Below are 25457 nucleotides of genomic sequence, written 5' to 3'. Positions count from 1 at the left end.
TTATATAATTAAATAATAAAGACATTTGGGGTGCCTTAGGCTGAGATGATACCCATTGAACCTGATACAGTTAAGACTGGCGAAGGGAAATGTGAAAAGGTTTTTTTCGTATGTCGAAGGAAACTGTCTAATCTTGTAAGGTGAACTCTAATTCTTAATTGTAATTGGAGTTTTTTTGTTTATACAAACTGGATAGGCTTGTTTAGGTAGCTCTCCTTGAATGCCCCACTTTTCTTTAAAAAAGGAGTTTTTTATGTTGAAAAAATGGCAGTTAAAAGATGTTATCTTGCTTGCTTTCTTGTCTATCTTTTTTGGTGGCGTTTTTGTGGGTTCAGGCTATCTGTTTGATATTCTCACACTAATCTTAGCCCCTCTTGGTTTGCAGGCCTTTGCCAATGAAATCCTCTTTGGTCTCTGGTGTATGGCTGCGCCCATTGCAGCTATCTTTGTTCCAAGAGTCGGAAGTGCAACGATTGGAGAAGGGCTAGCTGCACTTGCTGAAGTCCTTTATGGTAGCCAATTCGGTCTAGGCGCTCTTTTGTCTGGTTTGGTTCAAGGTTTGGGAAGTGAATTTGGCTTTCTTGTGACCAAGAATCGTTATGAAAGTTGGCTCTCTCTAACTGCTAATAGTATTGGGATTACCCTTTTTAGCTTTGTCTATGAATACATTAAATTAGGTTACTATGCCTTCTCCCTTCCTTTTGTCCTTTCCTTGCTGGTGGTGCGTTTTATTTCCGTCTTTTTCTTCTGTACCATTTTGGTTCGTGCCATTGTCAAACTCTATCATCAGTTTGCAGCTGGAGGAAAGGCATAGATGGGCCCGGAATTAAGAGGGATTCAATCCCCAATCTTTTCAGAACCGATTGATTTTACTTTTCATGAGCAAACTTTTACCTTGTTAGTTGGGAGCAGTGGTTCAGGAAAATCCAGTCTCTTTCAAATCATTGCCCAGGTCACTTCCTTACCTTATAGTGGTCAAGTCTTGATAGATGGGAGTGAGGTCAGTCAGCTTTCTATCGTCAAACGTGTCCAGACGGTTGGCATTCTCTTTCAAAATCCCAATCATCAATTTACCATGGAGAACTTGTTTGAGGAGCTGATTTTTACCCTGGAGAATATCGGCCATCCCGTTCAGGAAATTGATTCTAAAATAGCAGAGGTTGTCCAGCAATGTCGCTGCAAGGCGATTTTGCACCGTCCAATTCATCACTTATCAGGTGGGGAAAAGCAAAAGGCTGCTTTGGCTGTTCTCTTTGCTATGAATCCTAGGGTCTATCTCTTGGATGAACCCTTTGCTTCCATTGACCGCAAGAGTAGGATAGAGATATTGGAGATTCTAAAAGAGTTGGTCTCTGATGGGAAGACAGTTATCCTGTGCGACCATGATTTAACGGACTATGAAGTCTATATCGACCATATGGTGGAGCTAAGAGATGGCCAACTAAGGGAAGTGTTTCAAATCCCTACCTCTGAGATGATACAGGTTTCTTCAAAGGAAGTTGCTTCTAATCCAGAACTATACCATATGGATCGTGTGATTTGTGAGCTGGATCATCGCCCCCTCTTTTCAATTGCGGATTTTACATTCTACCAAGGAATTTCCTGTATCTTGGGTGACAATGGTGTCGGGAAATCAACCCTCTTTCGCTCTATTCTTCAATTTCAAAAGTATAAAGGGTGCATTACTTGGAAGGGGAAAGTCCTGAAAAAGAAAAAGAGTCTGTATCGTGATCTGACAGGTGTTGTTCAGGAAGCTGAGAAGCAGTTTATCCGAGTTAGTCTGAGAGAGGAACTGCAATTAGATAGTCCAGACTCTGAAAGAAATCAACGGATTCTCCAAGCTTTACGATATTTTAATCTGGAGCAGGCGCTTGATAAGAGTCCCTATCAATTAAGTGGTGGCCAGCAAAAGATTCTTCAGCTACTGACCATCTTTACCAGCAAGGCGTCTGTGATTTTGCTAGATGAACCATTTGCTGGTTTGGATGATAGAGCTTGCCATTATTTTTGTCAGTGGATGTTGGAGGACAGAAATCAAGGAAGAAGTTTTTTGATCATTAGCCATCGTTTAGATCCCTTGATTTCTGTGGTCGATTATTGGATTGAGATGACTAGTGAGGGGCTCAGTCATCTCCAAGACGTGACCATCAGCAAACCTCTCTCATCTCTGAACATTGATACTCTAGGGGAGGTGAGGTAGTATGATCAAAGTAGCGACCAAGACACCAGTTATCAGCCTCTTCTTTCTAATTTTATCCTTGGAAACATCTTTCATTCCTTCGATTGCTCTTAATCTTTTAGTAGCTGCATTTTGTATACTCTTTTTGCTCTATTACCGTCGATTTAAAATGTTGGCTTGGATGCTTGTGCTCGCCCTTTTACCATCTTTTACCAACTATTGGGCAGTACAGTTACATGGGGATGCTTCGCAGGCAGTGATACTTGGAACGAGAGCTTTTGTGACGGTTTGTATTGGTCTTGTCTTTGTTTCTAGTATTTCCCTAAAAGAGCTTCTCTTGTACTTGGCTCAAAAGGGGTTATCGCGATCTTGGGCCTATGCCTTAATTGTAGTATTCAATGCCTTTCCCCTCATTCAGCAGGAAATCAAGTCTCTCAAGGAAGCTTGCTTATTGCGTGGTCAAAAACTGCATGTTTGGTCGCCCTTGATTTATAGCAAGGTTCTGATGACGGTCTTTAGATGGCGCCATCTTTATCTGAGAGCTCTATCTGCGCACGGATATGACGAACATGCACAGGTGGAGAATAGCTATCGGACTTTTTATATTTCTCAGAGGACAAAATTGATCTACCTACTTTTCTTTTTATTGCTTCAAACCAGTCTGTTTTTATAAAGGAGTTATTATGGAATTTACAGATATTGCGATGGAATTATCCAGGGAAGCTTGGCAGGCTTCCTTTCATTACCCATTTGTATTACAGTTACAAGAGGGAACGTTAGAACCTTCAATTTTCCGCTATTACCTGATTCAGGATGCATACTATCTGAAGTCTTTTTCAGAAGCTTATCACCTCTTGGCTGATAAGACTTCAAACGAGGAAATGAAAAAACTCTTGAAACAAAATGCCCAGAGTCTAGTGGATGGTGAGTTGTTTATCCGCCAACAATTTTTCAAGGAATTAGGAATCAGTGACCAGGAAATGGAGCAACATCCAATCGCTCCAACCTGTTATCATTACATTTCTCATATTTATCGACAGTTTGCAGAACCAAACTTGGGCATTGCTTTTGCTAGTTTGCTCCCATGTCCTTGGTTATACCATGATTTGGGCAAGGCACTTAATCGCAAACCATCCCCGAATCCTCTTTATCAACAGTGGATTGAGACCTATATCACCGATGAGTTAGAACAGCAGATTAAAGAGGAAGAAGCGCTAGTCAATCAACTCTATCGAGAAAGCAACAAGACGGACAAACAAAAAATGCTAGAGGCCTTCCACCGCAGTGTCCACATGGAAGCCAAGTTTTGGGAGATGGCTTACCAACACCAAACATGGACGAGTGATTTGCAGTCCTTAGAAAAAGAGAAGAAATAGAAAATGAGAAACCACCGACTTCAAGTTCACAAATTAACCATTTTATCCATGATGATTGCCCTTGACGTAGTTCTTACACCCATCTTTCGAATTGAAGGGATGGCACCAATGTCCAGTGTAGTCAACATTCTTGCAGGAATCTTGATGGGGCCTGTTTATGCCTTGGTCATGGCTACAGTCACAGCCTTTATCCGTATGTCTACTCAAGGCATTCCGCCCTTGGCCCTCACAGGAGCTACTTTTGGAGCCCTCCTTGCAGGTCTCTTTTATAAGTACGGTCGAAAATTTCATTATTCTGCCCTAGGAGAGATTTTGGGAACAGGGATTATCGGTTCCATTGTTTCCTATCCTGTCATGGTTCTCTTTACGGGATCTGCGGCCAAGCTCAGCTGGTTTATCTATACTCCGCGATTTTTCGGAGCGACCTTGATCGGTACAGCCATAGCTTTTCTTGCCTTTCGATTTTTAATCAAGCAGGAATTCTTTAAAAAAGTACAAGGATATTTCTTTGGAGAAAGGATAGACTGATGCAAGCATTGACAAATCCCTTTCCTCTGAGCTCTAGCTCCTTAATTCACTGCATCACCAATGAGATTTCCTGTGAGATGCTGGCCAATGGTATTTTGGCTCTGGGATCTAAACCTGTCATGGCAGATGACCCTCGTGAGGTTCTTGCTTTTACCAAACAAAGTCAGGCTCTCTTCATCAATTTGGGGCATTTGTCAGCTGAGAAGGAGAAAGCAATCCGCATGGCAGCTACTTATGCAGCTCAAGCTTGTCTCCCAATGGTAGTAGATGCAGTTGGCGTTGCGGCTTCCCCCATTCGTAAGGATCTAGTCAGAGATCTTTTAGAATACAAGCCCACGGTCCTTAAAGGAAATATGTCAGAAATCCGAAGTCTTGTTGGATTAAAGCACCACGGAGTTGGAGTTGACGCTAGCCATAAAGATCAAGAAACGGAGGATTTGCTTCAAGTCTTGAAAGACTGGTGTCAGACCTATTCTGGTATGTCATTCTTAGTCACTGGCCCCAAGGACCTCATCGTTTCAGAAAATCAAGTTGCTGTATTGGGAAATGGCTGTGCAGAATTAGACTGGATAACAGGGACAGGAGACTTAGTTGGAGCCTTGACAGCCGTTTTTCTTAGCCAAGGAATGACTGCCTTTGAAGCTTCTTGTCTAGCGGTCTCTTATCTCAATATCGCTGCTGAGAGAATTCTTGTTCAAGGAATGGGATTGGAAGATTTTCGTTACCAAGTTCTCAATCAACTCTCTCTCCTAAAAAGAGATGAAAACTGGCTAGAAGCCATCAAAGGAGATTTTTATGAATAGAGAAGTACTTAAACTGTATCTAGTAACCAATCGCTACCAAGATTCCTTGGAAAACTTTCTTGAAAAAGTTGAGACAGCCTGCCGTTCAGGTGTTACCATTGTCCAATTACGAGAAAAAAATCTCACAACCAATCAATACTATCACTTGGCAAAACAAGTCAAGGAAATAACCGATGCCTATCAGGTACCCTTGATAATCGATGATCGTTTGGATGTCTGTCTCGCAGTTGATGCTGCAGGTTTGCATATCGGCGACGATGAACTACCAGTTTCGGTTGCCCGCAAAGTCTTGGGTCCTGAAAAAATCCTCGGTGTCACTGCTAAAACAGTTAAAAGAGCCCTCGAGGCAGAAGAAGGAGGGGCAAATTACTTGGGAACAGGAGCCATTTTCCCGACTACGACCAAAGAAAATGCCCCCATCACTCTGATTTCAACCTTGAAAACAATTTGCCAAACGGTCGCCATTCCAGTAGTTGCTATTGGAGGCTTGACGTCAGAGAATATTGACCAACTTATCGGCACGGGTATAGCTGGAGTAGCTGTCGTACGTAATCTGATGCAGGCAGAAGATATTGAGGCAAAAACGCAAGCCTTTTTAACAAAGCTAGATGACATTGTTTCCTAATCAAAAACTCTCTAATTTCCTTATTGCGGGAACTAGAGAGTTTTTTCTTAATCTTTAAAAGTTGTATGGTTGACTGGGCCAGAACCATGTCCGAGTTGAGGAGCGTCTTGGATGGCTTTCGTGATAAAGGCCTTGGCCTTATCGACTGCCTGATAAAGGCTTCTGCCCTTGGCTAGTTCAGCCGTAATCACAGCAGCAAAGGTACATCCAGTACCATGGGTGTGACAGGTTTGAATTCTTGGACTTTCCCAGTCAAATTGTTCCTCCTTGGTAAAAAGAAAATCCTTGGCACCACCTTCAAGATGACCACCTTTGATGACCACCGACTGAGGACCAAATTCTTTTATAATCAGGCGACCAGCACGCTGCATGTCTTCTGGATCATGAATCGAAAAACCAACAATCTCTTCTGCCTCAGGAAGATTCGGAGTGATAATGGTTGCAAGGGGAAGCAGATTTGCTTTTAGGTAGTCTCTGGCACTAGAATCAATCAGGGTGTCCCCACTCGTAGCGACCATAACAGGGTCAAGCACATAGGGACAGTCCAGCCTTTTAAGATAGGGTTGGATGATCTCCATGATCTCAGTAGTTGCCAACATCCCTGTTTTTACAGCCTGAGGCTTGATATCCGAAAAGACACTATCCAATTGAGCTTCCAGCATTTGGTTGGAGACGTGTTCGATTAATTGAACGCCTCTGGTATTTTGAGCGACAAGACTGGTCACAACGGCCATTCCATAGACATCTCTAGCTTGGAATGACTTTAAATCAGCCATAATGCCAGCACCGCCACTAGGGTCAGTCCCTGCAATGGTTAGAGCAACGGGTAAATAAGTCATCTAAAACCTCCCAACCAACTGAAGTTTGTATTCTTAAGAACAAGCTAGTCTGCTTCAGGAAAGCAATAGAAGACCAGGTAGTCCTCATTATCATTTCCACTTCCATCAGCTAGCATTACCTAGATTGAGTCAAAGGGATCTAACAGTCGTTAATCTCAGCTTTACGCACCCCTAGTGGTTGTTTTCTTTTTTCTTCAGTATAGCATATTTTTATAGTTTATATAGTGAAATTTGATTGCAAATCTCTCGTTACAGGATTAAAATTCTATTTTTCGAAAAAATAATAAAAATTATAGTTGACAAATGTAGATTTTCGGAGTATACTAATAACTGTAATCGACAAATGTAGATTTAGGAGGTGTGATTATGCAGATTTCAGATGCAGAATGGCAGGTCATGAAGATTGTTTGGATGCAGGGGGAGCAGACCAGTAGCGATTTGATCAGGGTTCTGGCAGAGCGGTTTAACTGGTCCAAGTCCACTGTTCAAACTCTTTTGGCTCGCTTAGTAGAGAAAGAGTGCCTGACTAGGAAAAAAGAGGGCAAGTCCTTTGTATATTCAGCCCTATTAACTCTAGACCAAAGCCGAGACTTGCTTGTCCAAGATATCAAAGACAAGGTTTGTTCTCGTAGGATTAAGAACTTGTTGGCTGATTTGATTGTGGAATGTGATTTCACTTTGGCTGACTTGGAAGATTTGGAAGCTGTGATTTCTAAGAAAAAAGCTAGCGCAGTTGCGGAAGTAAAATGTAATTGTATGTAAAGGAGACGCCATGTTAAATAGTATTGTAACCATTATTTGTCTTGCCCTTATCGCGTTTATCTTGTTTTGGTTTTTCAAAAAGCCTGAAAAATCTGGACAAAAGGCCCAGCAAAAAAAGGGCTACCAAGAGATTCGAGTGGAAGTCATGGGAGGGTATACTCCTGAGTTGATTATTCTTAAAAAATCAGTCCCAGCCCGTATTGTCTTTGACCGCAAGGACCCGTCACCCTGTCTGGATCAGATCGTCTTCCCAGATTTTGGTGTGCATGCGGACTTGCCTATGGGTGAAGAGTATGTAGTGGAAATCACACCTGATCAGGCTGGAGAATTTGGGTTTGCATGTGGTATGAACATGATGCACGGCAAGATGATTGTAGAGTAGGAGGAAATGATGACAGAAATTGTGAAAGCAAGTCTAGAAAATGGCATTCAAAAAATCGGTATCCGAGCTGAAAAAGGCTATCATCCAGCCCATATCCAACTTCAAAAAGGGATTCCAGCTGAGATTACCTTTCATCGTGCCACCCCTTCAAACTGTTACAAGGAAATTCTTTTTGAAGAAGAAGGAATCCTAGAACCAATCGGTGTGGACGAGGAGAAGACAATTCGTTTTACTCCTCAAGAGCTGGGTGAACATGAATTCTCATGTGGTATGAAGATGCAAAAAGGAAGCTATACCGTAGTTGAGAAGACGCGAAAATCTTTGTCACTTTTGCAACGTTTTTGGATTACTAGCATCTTTACCCTGCCTCTTGTTTTCCTCATGCTTGGGATGTTGACAGGGACTATCAGTCATCCAGTTATGCATTGGGGTACCTTTTTAGCCACAACACCTATCATGCTAGTGGCAGGTGGTCCTTATATTCAGAGTGCTTGGGCCAGCTTTAAAAAACACAATGCCAACATGGATACCTTGGTGGCACTGGGAACTCTAGTAGCCTATCTCTATAGTCTAGTAGCCCTCTTTGCTGGCCTCCCTGTTTACTTTGAAAGTGCTGGATTTATCCTCTTCTTCGTTCTTTTGGGGGCGGTTTTTGAGGAAAAAATGCGGAAAAATACTTCTCAAGCTGTGGAGAAATTGCTTGATTTGCAAGCTAAAACAGCAGAAGTCTTGCGTGATGATAGCTATGTTCAAGTTCCCTTGGACCAAGTCAAGGTAGGCGACCTGGTTCGAGTGCGTCCAGGTGAAAAGATTGCAGTTGATGGTGTCGTAGTGGAAGGTGTGTCCAGCATAGATGAATCCATGGTGACAGGTGAGAGCCTGCCAGTGGACAAGACAGTTGGAGATACTGTCATTGGCTCAACTATCAATAATAGCGGAACGCTTATTTTTAGGGCAGAAAAGGTTGGCTCAGAGACTGTTTTGGCACAGATTGTAGACTTTGTAAAGAAAGCTCAGACTAGCCGCGCACCGATTCAGGACTTGACGGATAAGATTTCAGGGATTTTTGTCCCAGCAGTTGTCATTTTAGGAATCGTGACCTTTTGGGTTTGGTTCGTTTTGCTCAGGGATAGTGTAGTCGTGCTTGGAGCTAGCTTTGTGTCTTCTCTTCTCTATGGAGTTGCGGTTTTGATTATTGCCTGCCCTTGTGCCTTGGGTCTTGCAACACCGACAGCTCTTATGGTAGGGACAGGACGCAGTGCCAAAATGGGGGTTCTTCTCAAAAATGGAACAGTCTTACAGGAAATTCAGAAAGTCCAAACTATTGTGTTTGATAAGACAGGGACTTTGACGGAAGGAAAACCAGTGGTCACTGATATCATTGGCGATGAGACAGAAGTGCTCGGCTTAGCTGCCTCCTTGGAAGAAGCTTCTCAACACCCACTGGCTGAGGCTGTTGTCAAGAGAGCAAGTGAAGCTGGACTTGAGTTTCAAACTGTCGAAAATTTCCAAGCCTTGCACGGAAAAGGTGTTTCAGGGCAAATAGCTGGGAAACAAGTCTTACTTGGAAATGCTAAAATGCTAGATAGTATGGATATTTCCAGCGCTTATCAGGAAAAACTAGAAGAACTAGAAAAAGAAGCTAAGACAGTTGTTTTCTTGGCTGTTGATAATGAAATCAAAGGCTTGCTTGCTTTGCAAGATATTCCCAAGGAAAATGCTAAGCTAGCCATCAGTCAGTTGAAAAAACGTGGTCTTAAAACAGTCATGCTGACAGGAGATAATGCTGGTGTGGCGCGTGCTATTGCAGATCAAATCGGAATCGAAGAGGTCATTGCAGGCGTCCTACCAGAAGAAAAAGCCCATGAAATCCATAAACTACAAGCAGCTGGGAAAGTAGCCTTTGTTGGTGATGGCATCAATGATGCTCCTGCCCTCAGTGTAGCAGATGTGGGGATTGCTATGGGAGCTGGAACGGATATCGCCATCGAGTCAGCAGATTTAGTGTTGACAACTAATAACCTCCTAGGAGTGGTTCGTGCCTTTGACATGAGTAAGAAAACCTTTAACCGTATTCTGCTCAATCTTTTCTGGGCCTTTATCTACAATGTCGTCGGAATTCCGATTGCAGCAGGAATCTTTTCTGGTGTTGGATTGGCCCTCAATCCAGAACTGGCAGGTCTAGCCATGGCCTTTAGTTCTGTATCTGTTCTGACCAGTTCACTCTTACTAAACTTTAGTAAAATAGACTAAAAGCGAGCTTGCTCGCTTTTTATTATAAAACAGTCACATAAAATATTTTCAAACTGTACTGCAATAGAGTATAAAAACTTCTGAGCAGATTCTTAGTAAAGTCAAAATAATTGTGATAAATTAGTAGAGTAAAAATTTGCTGAAACGTTTCCAAATAATATATGAAAACGGATGAATCAAGTTTTAAAAATATTTGAAGGAGAGTTATCATTATGACTCAAGGAAAAATTACTGCATCTGCAGCAATGCTTAATGTATTGAAAACATGGGGCGTAGACACAATCTACGGTATCCCATCAGGAACACTCAGCTCATTGATGGACGCTTTGGCTGAAGACAAAGATATCCGCTTCTTGCAAGTTCGCCACGAAGAAACAGGTGCTCTTGCAGCGGTTATGCAAGCTAAATTTGGTGGCTCAATCGGGGTTGCAGTTGGTTCAGGTGGTCCAGGTGCGACTCACTTGATTAACGGTGTTTACGATGCAGCTATGGATAACACTCCATTCCTAGCGATCCTTGGATCACGTCCAGTTAACGAACTCAACATGGATGCCTTCCAAGAATTGAACCAAAATCCAATGTACAACGGTATCGCTGTCTACAACAAACGTGTAGCTTACGCTGAGCAATTGCCAAAAGTAATCGACGAAGCTTGCCGCGCTGCAGTTTCTAAAAAAGGTCCAGCTGTTGTTGAAATTCCAGTAAACTTCGGTTTCCAAGAAATCGACGAAAACTCATACTACGGTTCAGGTTCATACGAGCGTTCATTCATCGCTCCTGCCTTGAACGAAGTTGAAATCGACAAAGCGGTTGAAATCTTGAACAACGCTGAACGTCCAGTTATCTACGCTGGTTACGGTGGTGTTAAAGCAGGTGAAGTGATTACTGAATTGTCACGTAAAATCAAAGCACCAATCATCACAACTGGTAAAAACTTTGAAGCCTTTGAGTGGAACTATGAAGGTTTGACAGGTTCTGCTTACCGTGTTGGTTGGAAACCAGCCAACGAAGTGGTCTTTGAAGCAGACACAGTTCTTTTCCTTGGTTCAAACTTCCCATTTGCTGAAGTTTACGAAGCCTTCAAGAACACTGAAAAATTCATCCAAGTTGACATCGATCCATACAAACTTGGTAAACGTCATGCCCTTGATGCTTCTATCCTTGGTGATGCAGGTCAAGCAGCGAAAGCAATCCTTGACAAAGTGAACCCAGTTGAATCTACTCCATGGTGGCGTGCAAACGTTAAGAACAACCAAAACTGGCGTGATTACATGAACAAACTCGAAGGTAAAACTGAGGGTGAATTGCAATTGTACCAAGTTTACAATGCAATCAACAAACATGCTGATCAAGATGCTATCTACTCAATCGACGTAGGTGACACTACTCAAACATCTACTCGTCACCTTCATATGACACCTAAGAACATGTGGCGTACATCTCCACTCTTTGCGACAATGGGTATTGCCCTTCCTGGTGGTATCGCTGCTAAGAAAGACAATCCAGATCGCCAAGTATGGAACATCATGGGTGACGGTGCATTCAACATGTGCTACCCAGACGTTATCACAAACGTTCAATACGACCTTCCAGTTATCAACGTTGTCTTCTCAAATGGTAAATATGCCTTCATCAAGGACAAATACGAAGACACAAACAAACACTTGTTTGGCTGTGACTTCCCTAATGCTGACTATGCGAAAATCGCTGAAGCGCAAGGTGCTGTAGGATTTACAGTTGACCGTATCGAAGACATCGATGCAGTTGTTGCAGAAGCTGTTAAATTGAACAAAGAAGGTAAAACTGTTGTTATCGATGCTCGCATCTCTCAACACCGTCCACTTCCAGTAGAAGTACTTGAGTTGGATCCAAAACAACACTCAGAAGAAGCAATCAAAGCCTTCAAGGAAAAATACGAAGCAGAAGAACTCGTACCATTCCGCCTCTTCTTGGAAGAAGAAGGATTGCAATCACGCGCAATCAAATAATTTCTCTCATCGAAAATCAAATGTAAACTTTGTAGATTTTATTCTTTGATTTTCAAGAGTCTAACTTGAAAAGATCGGAGCAATCCGGTCTTTTTATGGAGGATAGTAAATGAATTTAAATCAATTAGATATTATCGTTTCAGATGTTCCTCAAGTCTGTGCTGACTTGGAGCGTATTTTGGATAAAAAAGCCGATTATGTTGACAACAGTTTTGCACAGTTCACGATTGGCAGTCATTGTCTTATGTTGTCTCAAAATCATTTGATTTCTTTGGAAAACTTTCAGTCAGGAATCATTCTTCACATCGAGGTTGAGGATCTAAATCAGAACTACCAACGATTGAAAGAAATTGGTGTCGAGATTTTACACGGTCCTTGTGAAACGGATTGGGGAACGGAATCGCTACTAGTTAAAGGCCCTGCTGGCCTAGTGATTGACTTTTATCGTATGAAATAGGGCGCTTAATCATTTGAAGCTAACCATAATTATTCTTAATACAGAATGTGAGAATATGCACTATTGAAAGATCGGAGAAATCCGGTCTTTTTCTTATCACAAGATTGTGATAGTTTACAACTTCATAACAAAAGCTACAAAGTCTTGATTGTTTTGAAAAAAGATTATAAAATATGATTCGTAAAAATGAAAGAGGTTTTGAAAATGTCTGAAAAACAAATGAAAATCTTGGGTTGGGTAGCGACCTTCATGTCCGTTATGATGTATGTCTCTTACTTCCCACAAATCATGAACAATCTAGCTGGTCAAAAAGGAAACTTCATCCAACCCTTGGTCGCAGCTATCAACTGTAGTCTATGGGTTTACTACGGTCTTTTCAAAAAGGAAAGAGATATCCCCCTCGCTGCTGCTAATGCTCCAGGTATCGTTTTTGGCCTAGTGACGGCTATCACAGCTTTGATTTAAAAAGTTTAAAATAGTTAGTATTCTTGTATCCTTTTTTATATTCTGTTAAAATAGAAGCCTAACGAAAGTTTAGGAGTGAATCAAGATGTCGACGAGTTTCTTTTTATTATTTGGCTGTATGATATTAGCGTTTGCTGCCTTTACGTATTTTATGTTCAATGAGTTGATTTTTAGTAGTTATTTAGATGATAAAAAATGTACTGAAAAAACTGAAGGAAAAATCACAAGATATTCTGCATTTCTTTATAACGATGTTAGTCTCCCAGTTGTAGAATACACTGTTGACGGGAATCAGTATAAGGTAGTGGGACCAAAATTTCTTTCTAGCGTATCAAAAACAGTTGCAACACCACTTAATTCTATCGTTTCTGAAGTAAAGTTGGAAGGTTTCGATAATGGAGAAAATCCACAAGTGTTAAGGTATCAGGTACGGCGAAATAGTTTCATTTCTGTAACAAAATCACCACTTATGGAGCGCTTCCCAATCGGCGGAAAGGTTACTGTTTACTATGATCCGAACAAACCTAAACTTTCTTACGTGGAAAGACCGTTAAAGCTAGGTCGATTTTTATGGCTGACTAAATTATCAGTCTATCTTCTTATTCTAATGATGCTTGTTTCAGCTGTTTACATCATGTTTGTCCTTCCAAATCTTGTCAAATAGAAGTTGATTATTTTGTTCCAAAGCTCAACTTTCCATCATACGGTTCTATGTTTATACATAGAATCGTTTTTTGCTGAAGAAATCTTTGAAGAGGATTTCTTTAAAAAATCGAACCCTGAAAATTTGTCGGATTAAATGGAATCATATAATAGTATCATTATTCCGCAGTATTTCACAAGTAAAGGTCTGGATATTGGGGTATAATATAAGTAAATGAAGCAGTAAAATAAGAAAGTGGATAGAGATATGACTGAAAAACTAACTTTTCCAGAAGGGTTCCTCTGGGGTGGTGCAACGGCAGCTAATCAATGTGAGGGTGCATATAATCAGGACGGTCGAGGTCTTGCTAATGTGGATGTGGTACCGATTGGATCTGACCGTGAAGCCATTATCACAGGTCAGAAAAAGATGTTTTCTTTTGAGGAGGGCTATTTTTACCCAGCAAAGGAAGCCATTGATATGTACCATCATTACAAGGAAGATATTGCGCTTTTTGCAGAAATGGGCTTTAAAACCTATCGACTTTCCATTGCTTGGACTCGGATTTTTCCTAAGGGAGATGAAGCAGAGCCAAATGAAGCTGGTCTAGCCTTTTATGAGGATTTGTTTAAGGAATGTCATAAGTATGGGATTGAGCCTCTGGTGACCATCACGCATTTCGACTGCCCCATGCACTTAATTAGGGAGTACGGTGGTTGGCGCAATCGTCGCATGTTGGACTTTTACGCAAATCTCTGCCGCACCCTCTTTACCCGTTACAAGGGCTTGGTCAAGTACTGGCTAACCTTCAACGAAATCAATATGATTCTGCATGCCCCCTTTTTAGGTGCAGGAATTTGTTTTGAAGAAGGAGAAAATCAAGATCAGGTCAAATACCAAGCAGCCCATCATGAGTTAGTAGCCTCGGCTATGGCGACTAAAATTGCCCACGAAATTGATCCAGAAAACAAGGTGGGATGTATGTTGGCAGCAGGGCAATATTATCCTAACACTGCCCATCCGAGAGACTACTGGGCAGCTATGGAGCAAGACCGCAAGAGTTACTTCTTCATTGATGTTCAAGCACGCGGGGAATATCCAAACTATGCTAAGAAGCAGTGGGAGCGTGAGGGAATTAAGATTGAAATGACGACAGAAGATTTAGATTTATTGAAGAATCACACTGTTGACTTTGTTTCCTTCTCTTACTATGCGAGCCGAGTGGCTTCAGGCGACCCAGAAGTGAGGGATCTGACAGCTGGAAATGTCTTTGCCTCTATCAAAAATCCCTATCTGGAATCCTCAGAATGGGGTTGGCAGATTGACCCACTGGGGCTTCGTATCACTCTCAATGCCATCTGGGATCGTTATCAAAAACCCATGTTCATCGTAGAAAATGGACTCGGTGCTATGGACACGCCAGATGAAAATGGCTACGTAGCAGATGACTATCGGATTGCTTACATAGAGGCCCATATCAAGGCTATGCGAGATGCCATTTACCAAGATGGAGTTAAATTGCTTGGTTATACGACTTGGGGCTGTATCAATCTGGTTTCAGCTGGAACGGGCGAGATGAACAAGCGCTATGGCTTTATCTATGTGGATCGAGATAATGCAGGTCAAGGAAGTCTCAAACGGAGCAAGAAGAAATCCTTCTACTGGTACAAGAATGTCATTGCCAGCAACGGTGCAAGTATTAAGTAGAGCACATTTGTTCACTATTTTTATAAAATCTTCTCCCTACTTTATAAGATGTGAAAAAGAGTTCAATAAGACCAAGCTTTTTGCTATAATGAGGGAAGAAAAATCAGACAGGAGATCAAGATGTCAGAACCATTATTTTTACAATCAGTTATGCAAGAAAAAATCTGGGGTGGAACCAAGCTACGTGATGAGTTTGGCTATGACATTCCAAGTGAAAAAATCGGAGAATACTGGGCCATCTCAGCTCATCCAAATGGAGTTTCAAAGGTAGCCAATGGTTGCTACGAGGGAACAGACCTTGCTACTTTGTATGCGGAACACCGAGAATTGTTTGGCAATCGTCCAGAACCTGTATTTCCACTCTTGACCAAAATTCTCGATGCCAACGATTGGCTCAGTGTCCAAGTTCATCCAGACGATGCCTATGGTCTAGAACATGAAGGCGAACTCGGAAAAACAGAGTGCTGGTACATCATCGCTGCGGATGAAGGTTCAGAGATTATCTATGGTCACAATGCCAAATCAAAAGAAGAACTCCGCCAGCAAATCGAGGACAAAAACTGGGATGCACTACTGACAAAAGTGCCGGTTAAGGCTGGAGATTTCTTCTATGTACCAAGCGGTACCATGCACGCTATCGGAGCAGGTATCTTGATTCTTGAAACCCAGCAGTCTAGCGATACCACTTACCGTGTTTATGACTTTGACCGTAAGGACGACAAGGGCAACTTGCGTGAACTTCACCTTGAAAAATCCATCGATGTCTTGAACATTGGTGAACCTGCTAAAAGCCGTCCCGTAACTATCAAAGCTGATGATTTACGTTCCACTCTCCTTGTTTCTAATGATTTCTTCGCAGTTTACAAGTGGGAAATCACTGGAAAAGTTGACTTTGAAAAGACAGCTGACTACAGCTTGTTCAGCGTCTTGGCTGGTCAAGGTCAACTGTCTGTTGATGGAACAAACTATCCAATCCAAAAAGGGAGCCACTTTATCCTACCAAGTGATGTTGAAGCTTGGACCTTAGAAGGGCAAGGCTTGGAATTGATTGTTAGCCATCCATAAAAAAGAAAGGGCCTGAGTTTATTACTCAAGTCCTTTTTGATTACATAAATTGGGCGATAAAGACCACAATGATGATAATAGGAATGATGAAACGAAGGAGGAAGAGCCAGACTTGGAAAAGTCTCTGTTTCCATACTCTTTCATCAAGATGGAGTTCCTCCATGGCAAGTGCTTTCTTAAAGATATAGCCTGTAAAGAGTGAAAGGCAGAGAGCTCCAAATGGCATGAGGAGATTGGAAACCAAGAAATCCATAGCGTCAAAGAAGGTCTTACCGAAGATGTGAACATCCGCCATGACACCGTAGGATAGGGCTGAAGGAATTCCAAAAACAAAGGTTAAAATCCCTAAAATGGTACTCCATTTGGCACGCTTGCTGTTGTCCTGGTTGGTGATATTGCCCACATTGATTTCCAGCATGACGACAGAAGAAGTGACCGTCGCAAAGAGGAAAAGTAAGAGGAAAAGGATGTAGAAAATGGTTCCGAAAGGCATCTTGTCAAAGAGCTGAGGCAAGACGATAAAGAGGAGACTTGGTCCCCCTTCAGACTGGATATTGAAGGCTGACATAGCAGGGAAAATGGCTAGACCTGCCATGATGGATACTGAGATATTCATGGCAACAATGGAAATCCCTGATTGAACTAGATTGGTTTTCTTGTCCAAGTAGGAGGCATAGGTCAGCATGGCTGTAACCCCTAGTGAGAGGGCAAAGAAAGATTGTCCCAGGGCATAGAGGAGACCAGCACTGGTCAGTTTTGAGAAGTCTGGTTTGAGAAAGTAGAGAACCCCTTCCGTGGCATTTGGCAAGCTGAGAGAGCGCCCAATGATGACGACAAAGATGATAAAGAGTAGGGGCATCATGACTTTCGAAGCTCTTTCAATCCCTTTTTGAACCCCACGTGATACAATAAAGATATTCAATAAGATAAAGGCTGCTTGAGCTCCTAGGGCAATGGCTGGATTTGAAATGATTGAAGTAAATAACTGAGCATAATCACCCGTTCCACCAAGTTGGAACAATTTCCCAAACTCAATGCCCAGATAAACCAGAATCCATCCACCGATAACACTGTAAAAGGAGAGAAGGATAAAGAGGGCAAAGGCACCAATCCAACCGATAAAGTTGTACTTGTTATTGTTGCCAAGTTTTCCAAAGGTTTTGATAGCGGAAACGCCAGCACTACGACCTAGGGCAAATTCAGCTAGCAAGAGCGGGAAACCGATTAAAATGGTAGAAATAAGAAAGACCAGTAAAAAGCCTCCACCGCCATTTGCAGCAGTCATGTAGGGAAATTTCCAAACGGCTCCAAGTCCGATAGCTGAACCAGCAGATGCTAGAATAAAGCCTAGTTTTGAACCCCATTGCGATTTTTCTGACATAGTTGAAACTCCAATCTCGTTTTTTAAATAAGAGAAGGCTACTTGAGTTGTCAAATAGCCTTCTCTCCATGGCTCTTTATGAGCCTTCTGTTTGATTGATAGACTTGACTATCCTACCATGTTTTCTAAGGTCTGTCAAGAAAACCATTTTCAAGTTTTCACACCTTTCTCAAATAGTTAAAAAAATTTCGCAAAAACACTTGACTCTGACCTAAGGGGAGGGGTTATACTATTCTTGTAAGGAGGAAATCATGTACCATATAAAAGAAGCTGCGCAGCTTTCAGGTGTCTCTGTCAAGACTCTGCACCACTACGATAAGATAGGACTCTTGGTTCCCTTAAAGTCGGAAAACGGCTATCGAACCTACAGTCAAGAGGATTTGGAACGCCTTCAAGTCATTCTTTACTACAAATATCTAGGCTTTTCTTTAGAAAAAATAGCAGAGCTGTTAAAGGGAGAAAGGACAGATTTATTGCCTCATTTGACCAGGCAGTTGGACTATTTGACCCAAGAAAGGCAACATCTGGATACCTTGATTTCCACCTTGCAAAAAACCATTCAAGAACAAAAAGGAGAAAGAAAAATGACGATTGAGGAAAAATTCACTGGATTTAGCTATCAAGACAATCAAAATACCACCAAGAGGCGGTAGAGAAGTATGGACAGGAAGTCATGGATCAGGCTCTCAAGCGCCAAAAAGGTCACGAAGACGAGGCCACGGTCGCCTTTAACCAAGTTTTTCAAGCCTTGGCACAAAACCTTCAAAATGGACTAGCTGCAACAGCAGCCGAAAACCAAGAAGAGGCAGCTAAGCTCTTGCAAGCCATCCGTACTTATGGATTTGATTGCCCTATTGAAGTCTTCGGCCATATCGGTAAAGGCTACGTCTATAACCCAGAGTTTAAGGAAAATATTGACAAATTTGGAGCTGGAACAGCTCAATACACATCAGATGTCATTGCCCACTATGTTCAAACTCAGATAAAATAAGCATCGCTGGAGATTTGTCCTGCTCCGCTAAAAAAGCTAAATCTTCTGTTTAACTTTTTAGGGAGCAGGTCATTTTAGTTGTTATCTTTTTGGAAAGCATTCTGGTCCCAGACTCTTTACTTTGTTACTAAAAGAAAATTCATTTTTAAAGTTTTTGCATTGTCAACTCTGAGTGATTAGTTCGCCTTGATAAAATCATTAAAAAAAGATATGATAGTAGGAGAAAAATGAGGTTAAAAGTGATGGACAAAAGTAGAATTAAAACAGAAACACAGCAGGTAATTGAAGATGTTTTGGAAAAGGCTGGATTGCGTGAAGGAAGCCTCTTTGTCCTAGGTTTATCCTCTAGTGAAGTTTTAGGCGGCCATATTGGCAAGGAATCCAGCCAAGAAATTGGCGAAATCATTGTGAAGACGATTCTGTATATCCTGGAGGAAAGAGGGATTCACCTAGCTGTTCAAGGTTGTGAGCATGTCAATCGGGCCCTCGTTGTTGAGCGTCAAGTGGCGGAGCAGTTTGGTCTGGAAATCGTCAGTGTCCTTCCGACTCTTCATGCAGGAGGTTCGGGTCAGTTGGCGGCCTTCAAGTTTATGCAGGATCCAGTGGAGGTTGAATTTATCAAGGCTCATGCGGGATTGGATATTGGAGATACCGCAATTGGTATGCATGTCAAGCATGTGCAGGTTCCGATTCGACCAGTTTTGCGAGAGATTGGCCATGCCCATGTAACAGCTCTAGCTAGTCGTCCAAAGCTAATCGGGGGTGCGCGTGCGCAGTATCCACAAGATTCTATTAGAAAGATGTGAGAATGAAAAAAAGAAAAGAACAGTTTCAAAAAAACCTAAAGTATTCTATTCGTAAATTGACTGTTGGAGTTGGTCCTGTAGCAATCGGGGCCTTTCTTGTTGGTGCCAGCTTGTTATTAACTGGTAAAGTCCAAGCAGATGAATTAGCTGAAGTGAATTCAGTCCATTATCGATATTTGACGGAGCAAGAATTAACCGAGTCTGAAAAAGCTTTGATTCATCATGAAGTTCCTACAGAATTTCAAGATGAAGATATTATTTATGTTGTTTATCGTAAGAAAGCAACTAACAGTCAACAACTTCCCTATACAGGAAGTAAAGAATTTGCTTTAGCAGGTCTTGGTCTTGCAACAGCATCTTTAGCTGTTTTTTTGGTGTCCAAAAAACAGCGTCAGAAAGTTCTTGGAGTGCTTTTGATTGGTTCTCTTGGTGTCAGCAACTTCATTCCTTTTGCTACTTTTGCCTTTGAGAATAAAGAATTACTTTCTTACAATCAAACGATCTCGGCCTCCTCAAATGAAGAACTAGCGAAAGGTGTGATCGATATTGGAGGATATGAGTATATTGGTTATTTTAAAGGAACTGACATAAAAGTAGCTAGTTTTTCTAAAAAAGGGAAATCTCTAGTCCAAGACAATGCCCCAGATTATACTGGGAAACTTGAAAGCAAAGGCACTCAGGAAGTAGGTAAAGAAGGCGAATCCCTTGTCCAAGGTAGTTTGCCAGCCTATACTGAAAAACTTGAAAGCAAAGGCACTCAGGAAACTGGTAAAGAAGGCGAGTCCCTTGTCCAAGATAGTTTGCCAGCCTATACTGAAAAACTTGAAAGCAAAGGTACTCAGGAATCTGGAAAAGAAGGCGAATCTCTAATTCAAGATAGTTTGCCAGCGTATACTGGAAAACTTGAGAGCAAAGGTACTCAGGAATCCGGCAAAGAGGGTGAATCCTTAGTTCAAGAGTCTCGGGCAGAATATACTGGAAAGGTTGAGGCAAAAGGCACTCAAGAGTCTGGTAAAGAAGGTGACTCCCTTGTTCAAGACAATTCCCCAGCCTATACTGGAAAACTTGAAAGCAAGGGCACTCAAGAGTCTGGTAAAGAAGGTGACTCCCTTGTTCAAGATAGTTTGCCAGCGTATACTGAAAAACTTGAAAGCAAGGGTACTCAGGAATCCGGCAAAGAGGGTGAATCCTTAGTTCAAGATAGTTTGCCAGCGTATACTGAAAAACTTGAAAGCAAGGGCACTCAGGAAACTGGTAAGGAAGGTGACTCCCTTGTTCAAGAGCCTCAGGCAGAATATACTGGAAAACTTGAAAATAAGGGCACCCAAGAGGTAGGCCAAGAAGGTGATTCCCTTGTCCAAGATAGTTTGCCAGCGTATAGTGGAAAGCTTGAGAGCAAAGGTACTCAGGAAGCTGGCAAAGAGGGTGACTCCCTTGTTCAAGATAGTTTGCCAGCGTATACTGAAAAGCTTGAAAGTAAAGGCACTCAGGAAACTGGTAAGGAAGGTCACTCCCTTATTCAAGAGGACCTTCCAGAATATACAGTAACTGAAGGAACAATTACTAAAGACACAATCGCAGAGATTGACTACCAGACGGAAATCATTGATGATCCTACAAAATACACTGACGAAGAAACAGTGGTTCAAAACGGTGAAAAAGGGATCCAAGTTACCAAAACGACTTATAAAACTGTCGAAGGTGTTGAGACTGACCAAGTTTTAAATACAACAACCACTGTCATCAAAAAACCAGTCACTAAAAAAATAAGTCGTGGTACGAAACCAATAGAAGGAACTCTTGTAGAAGAAAGTCTTGAAAAAATTCCGTTTAAAGAGATAGTCGAAGAAGACACGCAACTGAAAAAGGGCGATAAAGTTACGGTCCAAGAAGGAAAAGACGGTCAGAAAAAGGTTATCAGAACCTACAAGACCATCAAAGGAATCAAGACGCAGGAAGCGCCTGAAATTCTTGAACAGGTCATCGAGTTAGCCCAAGACCGTATTGTTAAACTAGGTACCAAAAACTTCGAAAAGCCAGTGTTGACTTTTTCAAGGGTTGATATTCAGGATTTGAAACGCTCATCTCAGATTTACTATAATCTGGAAAATCCAAGTAAGGCAGCGATTAAATCGATCACTTTAACCCTGAAAAAAGGCGACGAAGTTGTCAAAACCATGACGGTTTCACCGGATAACTTGACTGCAACTCTAACAGATTTGCAATATTACAAGGATTATAAACTCGAAACAAAAATGGTTTATGATCGTGGTGAAGTAAATGAGGAAGAAATTCTCAAAGAAGAACCACTGAGAATTGATTTAAAAAAGGTCGAAGTTAAAAATATAAAAGAAACAAGCCTCATAAGTGTTGACGACAATGGTGTGGAAAAGGATAGTAGCTTCTTAACCTCTGTTCCAAGTGATGTAAGGCCTTACTATCTTAAAATTGCTACACGTGATAATAAGGTGACGCGTCTTGCGATTGACAAAATTGAAGAAGTGATAGTCGATGGAAAAACACTTTATAAGGTCACTGCCAAAGCGCCTGATCTCGTTCAGCATACAGATGGTAACCAGCTCAGTGAAGAATACGTCCATTATTTTGCTAAACCAAAAACTCATGAAGAGAATGTCTACTACGATTTCAATGAACTTGTAAAAGCTATGCAGGCCAATCCATCTGGTGAATTTAAAATTGGTGCGGACTTGAATGCGGTCAATGTTCCTGCAGCTGGTAAATCATATGTAACGACGAAGTTCCGAGGCAAGCTATCAAGTGTGGACGGTCAGCGATACACGATTCATAACTTGGAACGTCCACTATTAGGTGATACCGAAGGCGCCCACATCCATGACCTTAACCTTGGTAAGGTAAACATTCATATGCCATGGGCAAATAGAGTAGCTCCCTTGGCTGCTGTTGTAAAAAACACAACGATCAATAATGTGAAAGTAACGGGTACAGTTGTCGGAAATAATGACGTATCAGGTTTGATCAATAAAATTGATAATAACGGCAGATTAACAAATGTGGCATTCATTGGTAAGCTTCATGCTGGTGGGAATCAAGGCGCCTTTCTTGCTGGAATTGTTGGAGAAAACTGGAAAGGTTCTGTTGAGAAGGCCTATGTTGATGCACAGATAACAGGTAATAAAGCGAAAGTTGCGGGCATCGCCTATTGGTCACAAAATGGTGGGGACAACCATGCAGTTTATCGGGACGGAGCCATTAAAAAATCTGTAGCCAAAGGTACTATCGATGTGAGAGAACCGATTAGCGCGGGTGGTGTTGTAGGGAGTACAAATGCCTTGGGCTCCGTTGAAGATACTGTTTCAATGATGAAAGTTAAGAACGGTGAGATTTTCTATGGCTCATCTGATATTGATGATGATCCTTATTGGACAGGTGACCGCTTAAATCGAAACTTTGTTGTTACTGGTGTGAGTGAAGGAAAATCTTCATATAGATATTCTAAACAACAGCATCGTATTAAGCCTATTTCGCAAGAAGAAGCAGACAAGAAAATTGCTGCTCTGGGAATCACAGCGCATGAGTTTGAAATCAAAGAGCCTATTATAGATAAATTAAACCGTTTGACACACCGTGAAGACGAGTACAAGGCCACTCAAGACTACAGAGCTGACTGCGAACTTGCCTATCGCAATATTGAAAAATTACAACCATTCTATAATAAGGAGTGGATTGTCAATCAGGCTAATAAACTAGATGCTAGCTCAAACTTGGTGACCAAAGAAGTCCTTTCTGTTACTGGTTTGAAGAATGGACAGTTTGTAACAGACTTGTCAGCTATTGATCAGATCATGATTCACTATGCTGATGGTACCAAAGAACAATTGGCCGTTACTGCCAAAGCTGACTCTGATGTAAAACAAGTCAAAGAGTACGAAGTGACCAACCAGAATATCGTTTATACGCCAAATATGCTAGTGAAAGATCGTACTGGTTTGATTGCAAAGGCAAAAGAAACATTATCCAGTGTAGAATTGATTTCTCCTGAAGTGCGCGCTCTTATGGACAAGCGGAACAAACCGAAAGAAAACACGGATGAACGAAAAAATGGTTACATTCGCGATTTATTCTTAGAAGAAAGTTTTGATGAAGTAAAACAAAATCTTGGAAACTTGGTGAAACAAATTGTTGAAAATGAAGATCATCAACTAAATGATGATGAAGCAGCTCAACGTGCTTTCATTAATAAAGTTGAAGACAATAAGGCCAACATTATGATGGGGCTTGCTTATTTGAACCAATACTATGGGATTAAATATGATGGATTGTCGATCAAAGATATTATGATGTTTAAACCAGATTTCTATGGTAAGAACGTGAATGTCCTAGATCGCTTAATCACCATCGGCTCAAAAGAGAACAATCTTAAGGGCGACCAATCCCAAGATGCGTATAGTCGAGTGATTGCAGGTGCTACAGGTAAAGGAAGCCTTCATGAGTTTCTAACATATAACATGAAATTGTTTACAAATGAAACCGATATGAATGTTTGGTTTAAAAAGGCAATTGAAAAGAATGCTTATGTGGTAGAACAGCCATCATTGAACCCCGATTTTGCTCATAAGAAGTATCGTCTATATGAAGGGATTAATAATGGCGTGCATGGTCGGATGATTCTGCCTCTATTAAACCTGAAGAACTCGCATCTCTTCATGATTTCGACCTATAATACCATTTCTTTCAGTGCTTTTGAAAAATATGGTAAGAATACTGAAGAGGATCGTGAAACCTTCAAGAGTGAAATCAATAAGAGAGCAAAAGAGCAGGTGAACTACTTAGACTTTTGGTCAAAATTAGCTGCTGATAATGTACGTAATAAGCTCCTCAAGAGTGAAAATAGTGTTCCAACACCTGTTTGGGACAACCATGATGCGCCGGGTATCGGTTGGGCAAACCGATATGGCCACAAGGATGGGAAACCAGATTATGCTCCGATTCGAGAGTTCTTTGGACGGATCCATAAATATCATGGCTATCAGTATGGATATGGTGCTTACGCTTATATCTTTGCCGCTCCAAATCAGCAAGATGCTGTCTATTTTGTTATGACAGAGTTGATAAGTGATTTTGGTACATCGGCCTTTACGCATGAAACGACTCATGTGAATGATCGTATGGCTTACTATGGCGGTTGGTATCATCGTGAAGGGACGGACTTAGAGTCCTTTGCGCAAGGTATGCTCCAGTCACCATCGTTGACAAATCCAAATGGTGAATACGGTGCCTTAGGTTTGAACATGGCTTATGAACGTCAGAATGATGGCACTCAAATCTACAATTATGATCCAAATAAGTTAAAGAACCGTGAAGAAATTGATCACTATATGAAGAACTATAACGAGGCTCTGATGATGCTGGACCATCTAGAAGCAGATGCAGTTATTGGAAAACACTTGGACGACAACGGCAAGTGGTTCAAGAAGATGGACCGAGAATGGCGTACGAACGCTGAGCGAAACAATCTGAAAGGCGAGCCACATCAATGGGATAAATTACGTGATTTAACGGATAATGAGAAGAAATTGACGATTACGAGCATTGATCAATTGGTTGATCATAACTTCGTTACAAAACATGGCATGCCAGGGAATGGACGTTATCGTTCGGAAGGTTTCGACAGTGCTTACCAAACCGTAAATATGATGTCGGGTATCTTTGGTGGTAATACTAGCAAGAGTACAGTTGGTTCGATTTCATTTAAACATAATGCTTTCCGTATGTGGGGATACTATGGTTATCTTAACGGATTTATTGGTTACGCTTCAAACAAATATAAGGCGGAAGCCAACAAGGAAAACAAAGGGTTGTTGGGTGATGACTTCATTATCAAGAAAGTCTCTAATGGCCAATTTGATACTCTTGAAGCATGGAAGAAACATTGGTATAAAGAAGTCTATGACAAAGCTCAAAACGGCTTCACTACAATCGAAATCAATGGCAGATCTATCTCTACTTATGCTGAGTTGAAGTCCTTATTTGATGAAGCTGTTCAAAAAGACCTAGATAGCATGGAAAATCCAAATATAAAGAATCATTATAAAAATACTGAAGATCTTAAATGGAAGGTTTACAAACAGCTCCTTCAAAAATCAGATGGATTCTCTGGAAATTTATTTGCCAAAGCAGCGTTATAAAGTCGAAATGACTAAAAAGGTGGATCAGCTTAAGCTGCAT

Annotated in this window: 20 protein-coding genes, 1 pseudogene and 2 riboswitches; of the genes and pseudogenes, 19 read left to right on the top strand and 2 right to left on the bottom strand. The window is 41.4% G+C overall.

What is annotated here, in order from left to right; translation table 11 throughout:
• The first annotated feature begins 16 nt into the window (after positions 1-16).
• Positions 17-105, top strand: a riboswitch (TPP riboswitch).
• 148 nt (positions 106-253) lie between these two features.
• From B7705_RS01465 to thiE, 7 genes are read left to right on the top strand one after another with little or no spacing between them, the layout of a single operon-like run.
• Complete coding sequence (locus B7705_RS01465; protein WP_162284860.1) at positions 254-814, top strand: ECF transporter S component; 561 nt, start codon at positions 254-256, stop codon at positions 812-814.
• Entirely contained in the window at positions 815-2200 is a 1386-nt protein-coding gene (locus B7705_RS01460) for an ATP-binding cassette domain-containing protein (protein ID WP_084947125.1), read from the top strand.
• Position 2201: 1 nt separating this feature from the next.
• On the top strand, positions 2202-2852 hold the full coding sequence (locus tag B7705_RS01455) for an energy-coupling factor transporter transmembrane component T (RefSeq protein WP_084947122.1): 651 nt from the start codon (positions 2202-2204) through the stop codon (positions 2850-2852).
• A gap of 10 nt (positions 2853-2862) precedes the next feature.
• Positions 2863-3555, top strand: coding sequence for a thiaminase II (gene tenA, locus B7705_RS01450; protein WP_061588317.1), 693 nt, complete (start codon positions 2863-2865; stop codon positions 3553-3555).
• 3 nt (positions 3556-3558) lie between these two features.
• Positions 3559-4083, top strand: coding sequence for an energy coupling factor transporter S component ThiW (gene thiW, locus B7705_RS01445; protein WP_001244067.1), 525 nt, complete (start codon positions 3559-3561; stop codon positions 4081-4083).
• On the top strand, positions 4083-4886 hold the full coding sequence (gene thiM, locus B7705_RS01440) for a hydroxyethylthiazole kinase (protein WP_084947118.1): 804 nt from the start codon (positions 4083-4085) through the stop codon (positions 4884-4886). Before thiW ends, thiM begins: the two co-directional genes overlap by 1 nt.
• Entirely contained in the window at positions 4879-5511 is a 633-nt protein-coding gene (gene thiE / locus B7705_RS01435; protein WP_070799968.1) for a thiamine phosphate synthase, read from the top strand. Before thiM ends, thiE begins: the two co-directional genes overlap by 8 nt.
• A gap of 47 nt (positions 5512-5558) precedes the next feature.
• Here the strand turns inward: thiE and thiD are convergent, their stop codons facing one another.
• Complete coding sequence (gene thiD, locus B7705_RS01430; RefSeq protein WP_084947115.1) at positions 5559-6350, bottom strand: bifunctional hydroxymethylpyrimidine kinase/phosphomethylpyrimidine kinase; 792 nt, start codon at positions 6348-6350, stop codon at positions 5559-5561.
• An 84-nt stretch (positions 6351-6434) separates the two neighbouring features.
• A riboswitch (TPP riboswitch) is annotated at positions 6435-6533 on the bottom strand.
• Between the two features lie 183 nt (positions 6534-6716).
• On the opposite strand from thiD, the gene B7705_RS01425 reads away from it, so the two are divergent.
• From B7705_RS01425 to manA, 9 genes are all read left to right on the top strand, one after another.
• The gene (locus B7705_RS01425; protein WP_084947113.1) at positions 6717-7112 is read left to right on the top strand and encodes a CopY/TcrY family copper transport repressor; all 396 of its coding nucleotides are present in this window, start codon (positions 6717-6719) and stop codon (positions 7110-7112) included.
• 10 nt (positions 7113-7122) lie between these two features.
• Positions 7123-7494 carry a cupredoxin domain-containing protein gene (locus B7705_RS01420; protein WP_084947110.1) on the top strand — a complete coding sequence of 124 codons (372 nt, stop codon included), beginning with the start codon at positions 7123-7125 and terminating at the stop codon, positions 7492-7494.
• A 9-nt stretch (positions 7495-7503) separates the two neighbouring features.
• Complete coding sequence (locus B7705_RS01415; protein WP_084947108.1) at positions 7504-9747, top strand: heavy metal translocating P-type ATPase; 2244 nt, start codon at positions 7504-7506, stop codon at positions 9745-9747.
• A gap of 212 nt (positions 9748-9959) precedes the next feature.
• The gene (gene spxB, locus B7705_RS01410) at positions 9960-11735 is read left to right on the top strand and encodes a pyruvate oxidase (protein WP_007520383.1); all 1776 of its coding nucleotides are present in this window, start codon (positions 9960-9962) and stop codon (positions 11733-11735) included.
• Positions 11736-11844: 109 nt separating this feature from the next.
• Positions 11845-12192 (top strand): VOC family protein, encoded by a 348-nt coding sequence (locus B7705_RS01405; RefSeq protein WP_084947105.1) that lies wholly within the window; start codon positions 11845-11847, stop codon positions 12190-12192.
• A 204-nt stretch (positions 12193-12396) separates the two neighbouring features.
• On the top strand, positions 12397-12657 hold the full coding sequence (locus B7705_RS01400) for a SemiSWEET family transporter (protein WP_001291473.1): 261 nt from the start codon (positions 12397-12399) through the stop codon (positions 12655-12657).
• Between the two features lie 85 nt (positions 12658-12742).
• Positions 12743-13321 (top strand): DUF3592 domain-containing protein, encoded by a 579-nt coding sequence (locus tag B7705_RS01395; RefSeq protein ID WP_084947103.1) that lies wholly within the window; start codon positions 12743-12745, stop codon positions 13319-13321.
• Between the two features lie 246 nt (positions 13322-13567).
• Entirely contained in the window at positions 13568-15007 is a 1440-nt protein-coding gene (locus tag B7705_RS01390) for a 6-phospho-beta-glucosidase (protein WP_084947100.1), read from the top strand.
• Positions 15008-15127: 120 nt separating this feature from the next.
• Entirely contained in the window at positions 15128-16072 is a 945-nt protein-coding gene (manA, locus tag B7705_RS01385) for a mannose-6-phosphate isomerase, class I (protein ID WP_084947097.1), read from the top strand.
• 40 nt (positions 16073-16112) lie between these two features.
• Here the strand turns inward: manA and B7705_RS01380 are convergent, their stop codons facing one another.
• Positions 16113-17453 (bottom strand): sodium-dependent transporter, encoded by a 1341-nt coding sequence (locus B7705_RS01380; RefSeq protein ID WP_084947191.1) that lies wholly within the window; start codon positions 17451-17453, stop codon positions 16113-16115.
• Between the two features lie 251 nt (positions 17454-17704).
• On the opposite strand from B7705_RS01380, the pseudogene B7705_RS01375 reads away from it, so the two are divergent.
• The 3 genes and pseudogenes from B7705_RS01375 (at position 17705) to B7705_RS01365 (ending at position 25417) form a co-directional block, all read left to right on the top strand.
• Positions 17705-18444 (top strand): annotated as a pseudogene (locus tag B7705_RS01375) (MerR family transcriptional regulator).
• Between the two features lie 242 nt (positions 18445-18686).
• Positions 18687-19250 (top strand): TIGR01440 family protein, encoded by a 564-nt coding sequence (locus B7705_RS01370; RefSeq protein WP_162284859.1) that lies wholly within the window; start codon positions 18687-18689, stop codon positions 19248-19250.
• A 2-nt stretch (positions 19251-19252) separates the two neighbouring features.
• A complete protein-coding gene (locus B7705_RS01365; RefSeq protein ID WP_084947092.1) occupies positions 19253-25417 on the top strand; it encodes a ZmpA/ZmpB/ZmpC family metallo-endopeptidase in 6165 nt (2054 codons plus the stop codon).
• The last annotated feature ends 40 nt before the right edge of the window (positions 25418-25457 follow it).

Origin of the sequence: Streptococcus oralis subsp. dentisani (assembly GCF_002096685.1) — a bacterium.
Classification (GTDB): domain Bacteria; phylum Bacillota; class Bacilli; order Lactobacillales; family Streptococcaceae; genus Streptococcus; species Streptococcus oralis_AD.
Note: the sequence above shows the minus strand (reverse complement) of the source record. Positions and strands in the feature narration are given on the sequence as shown.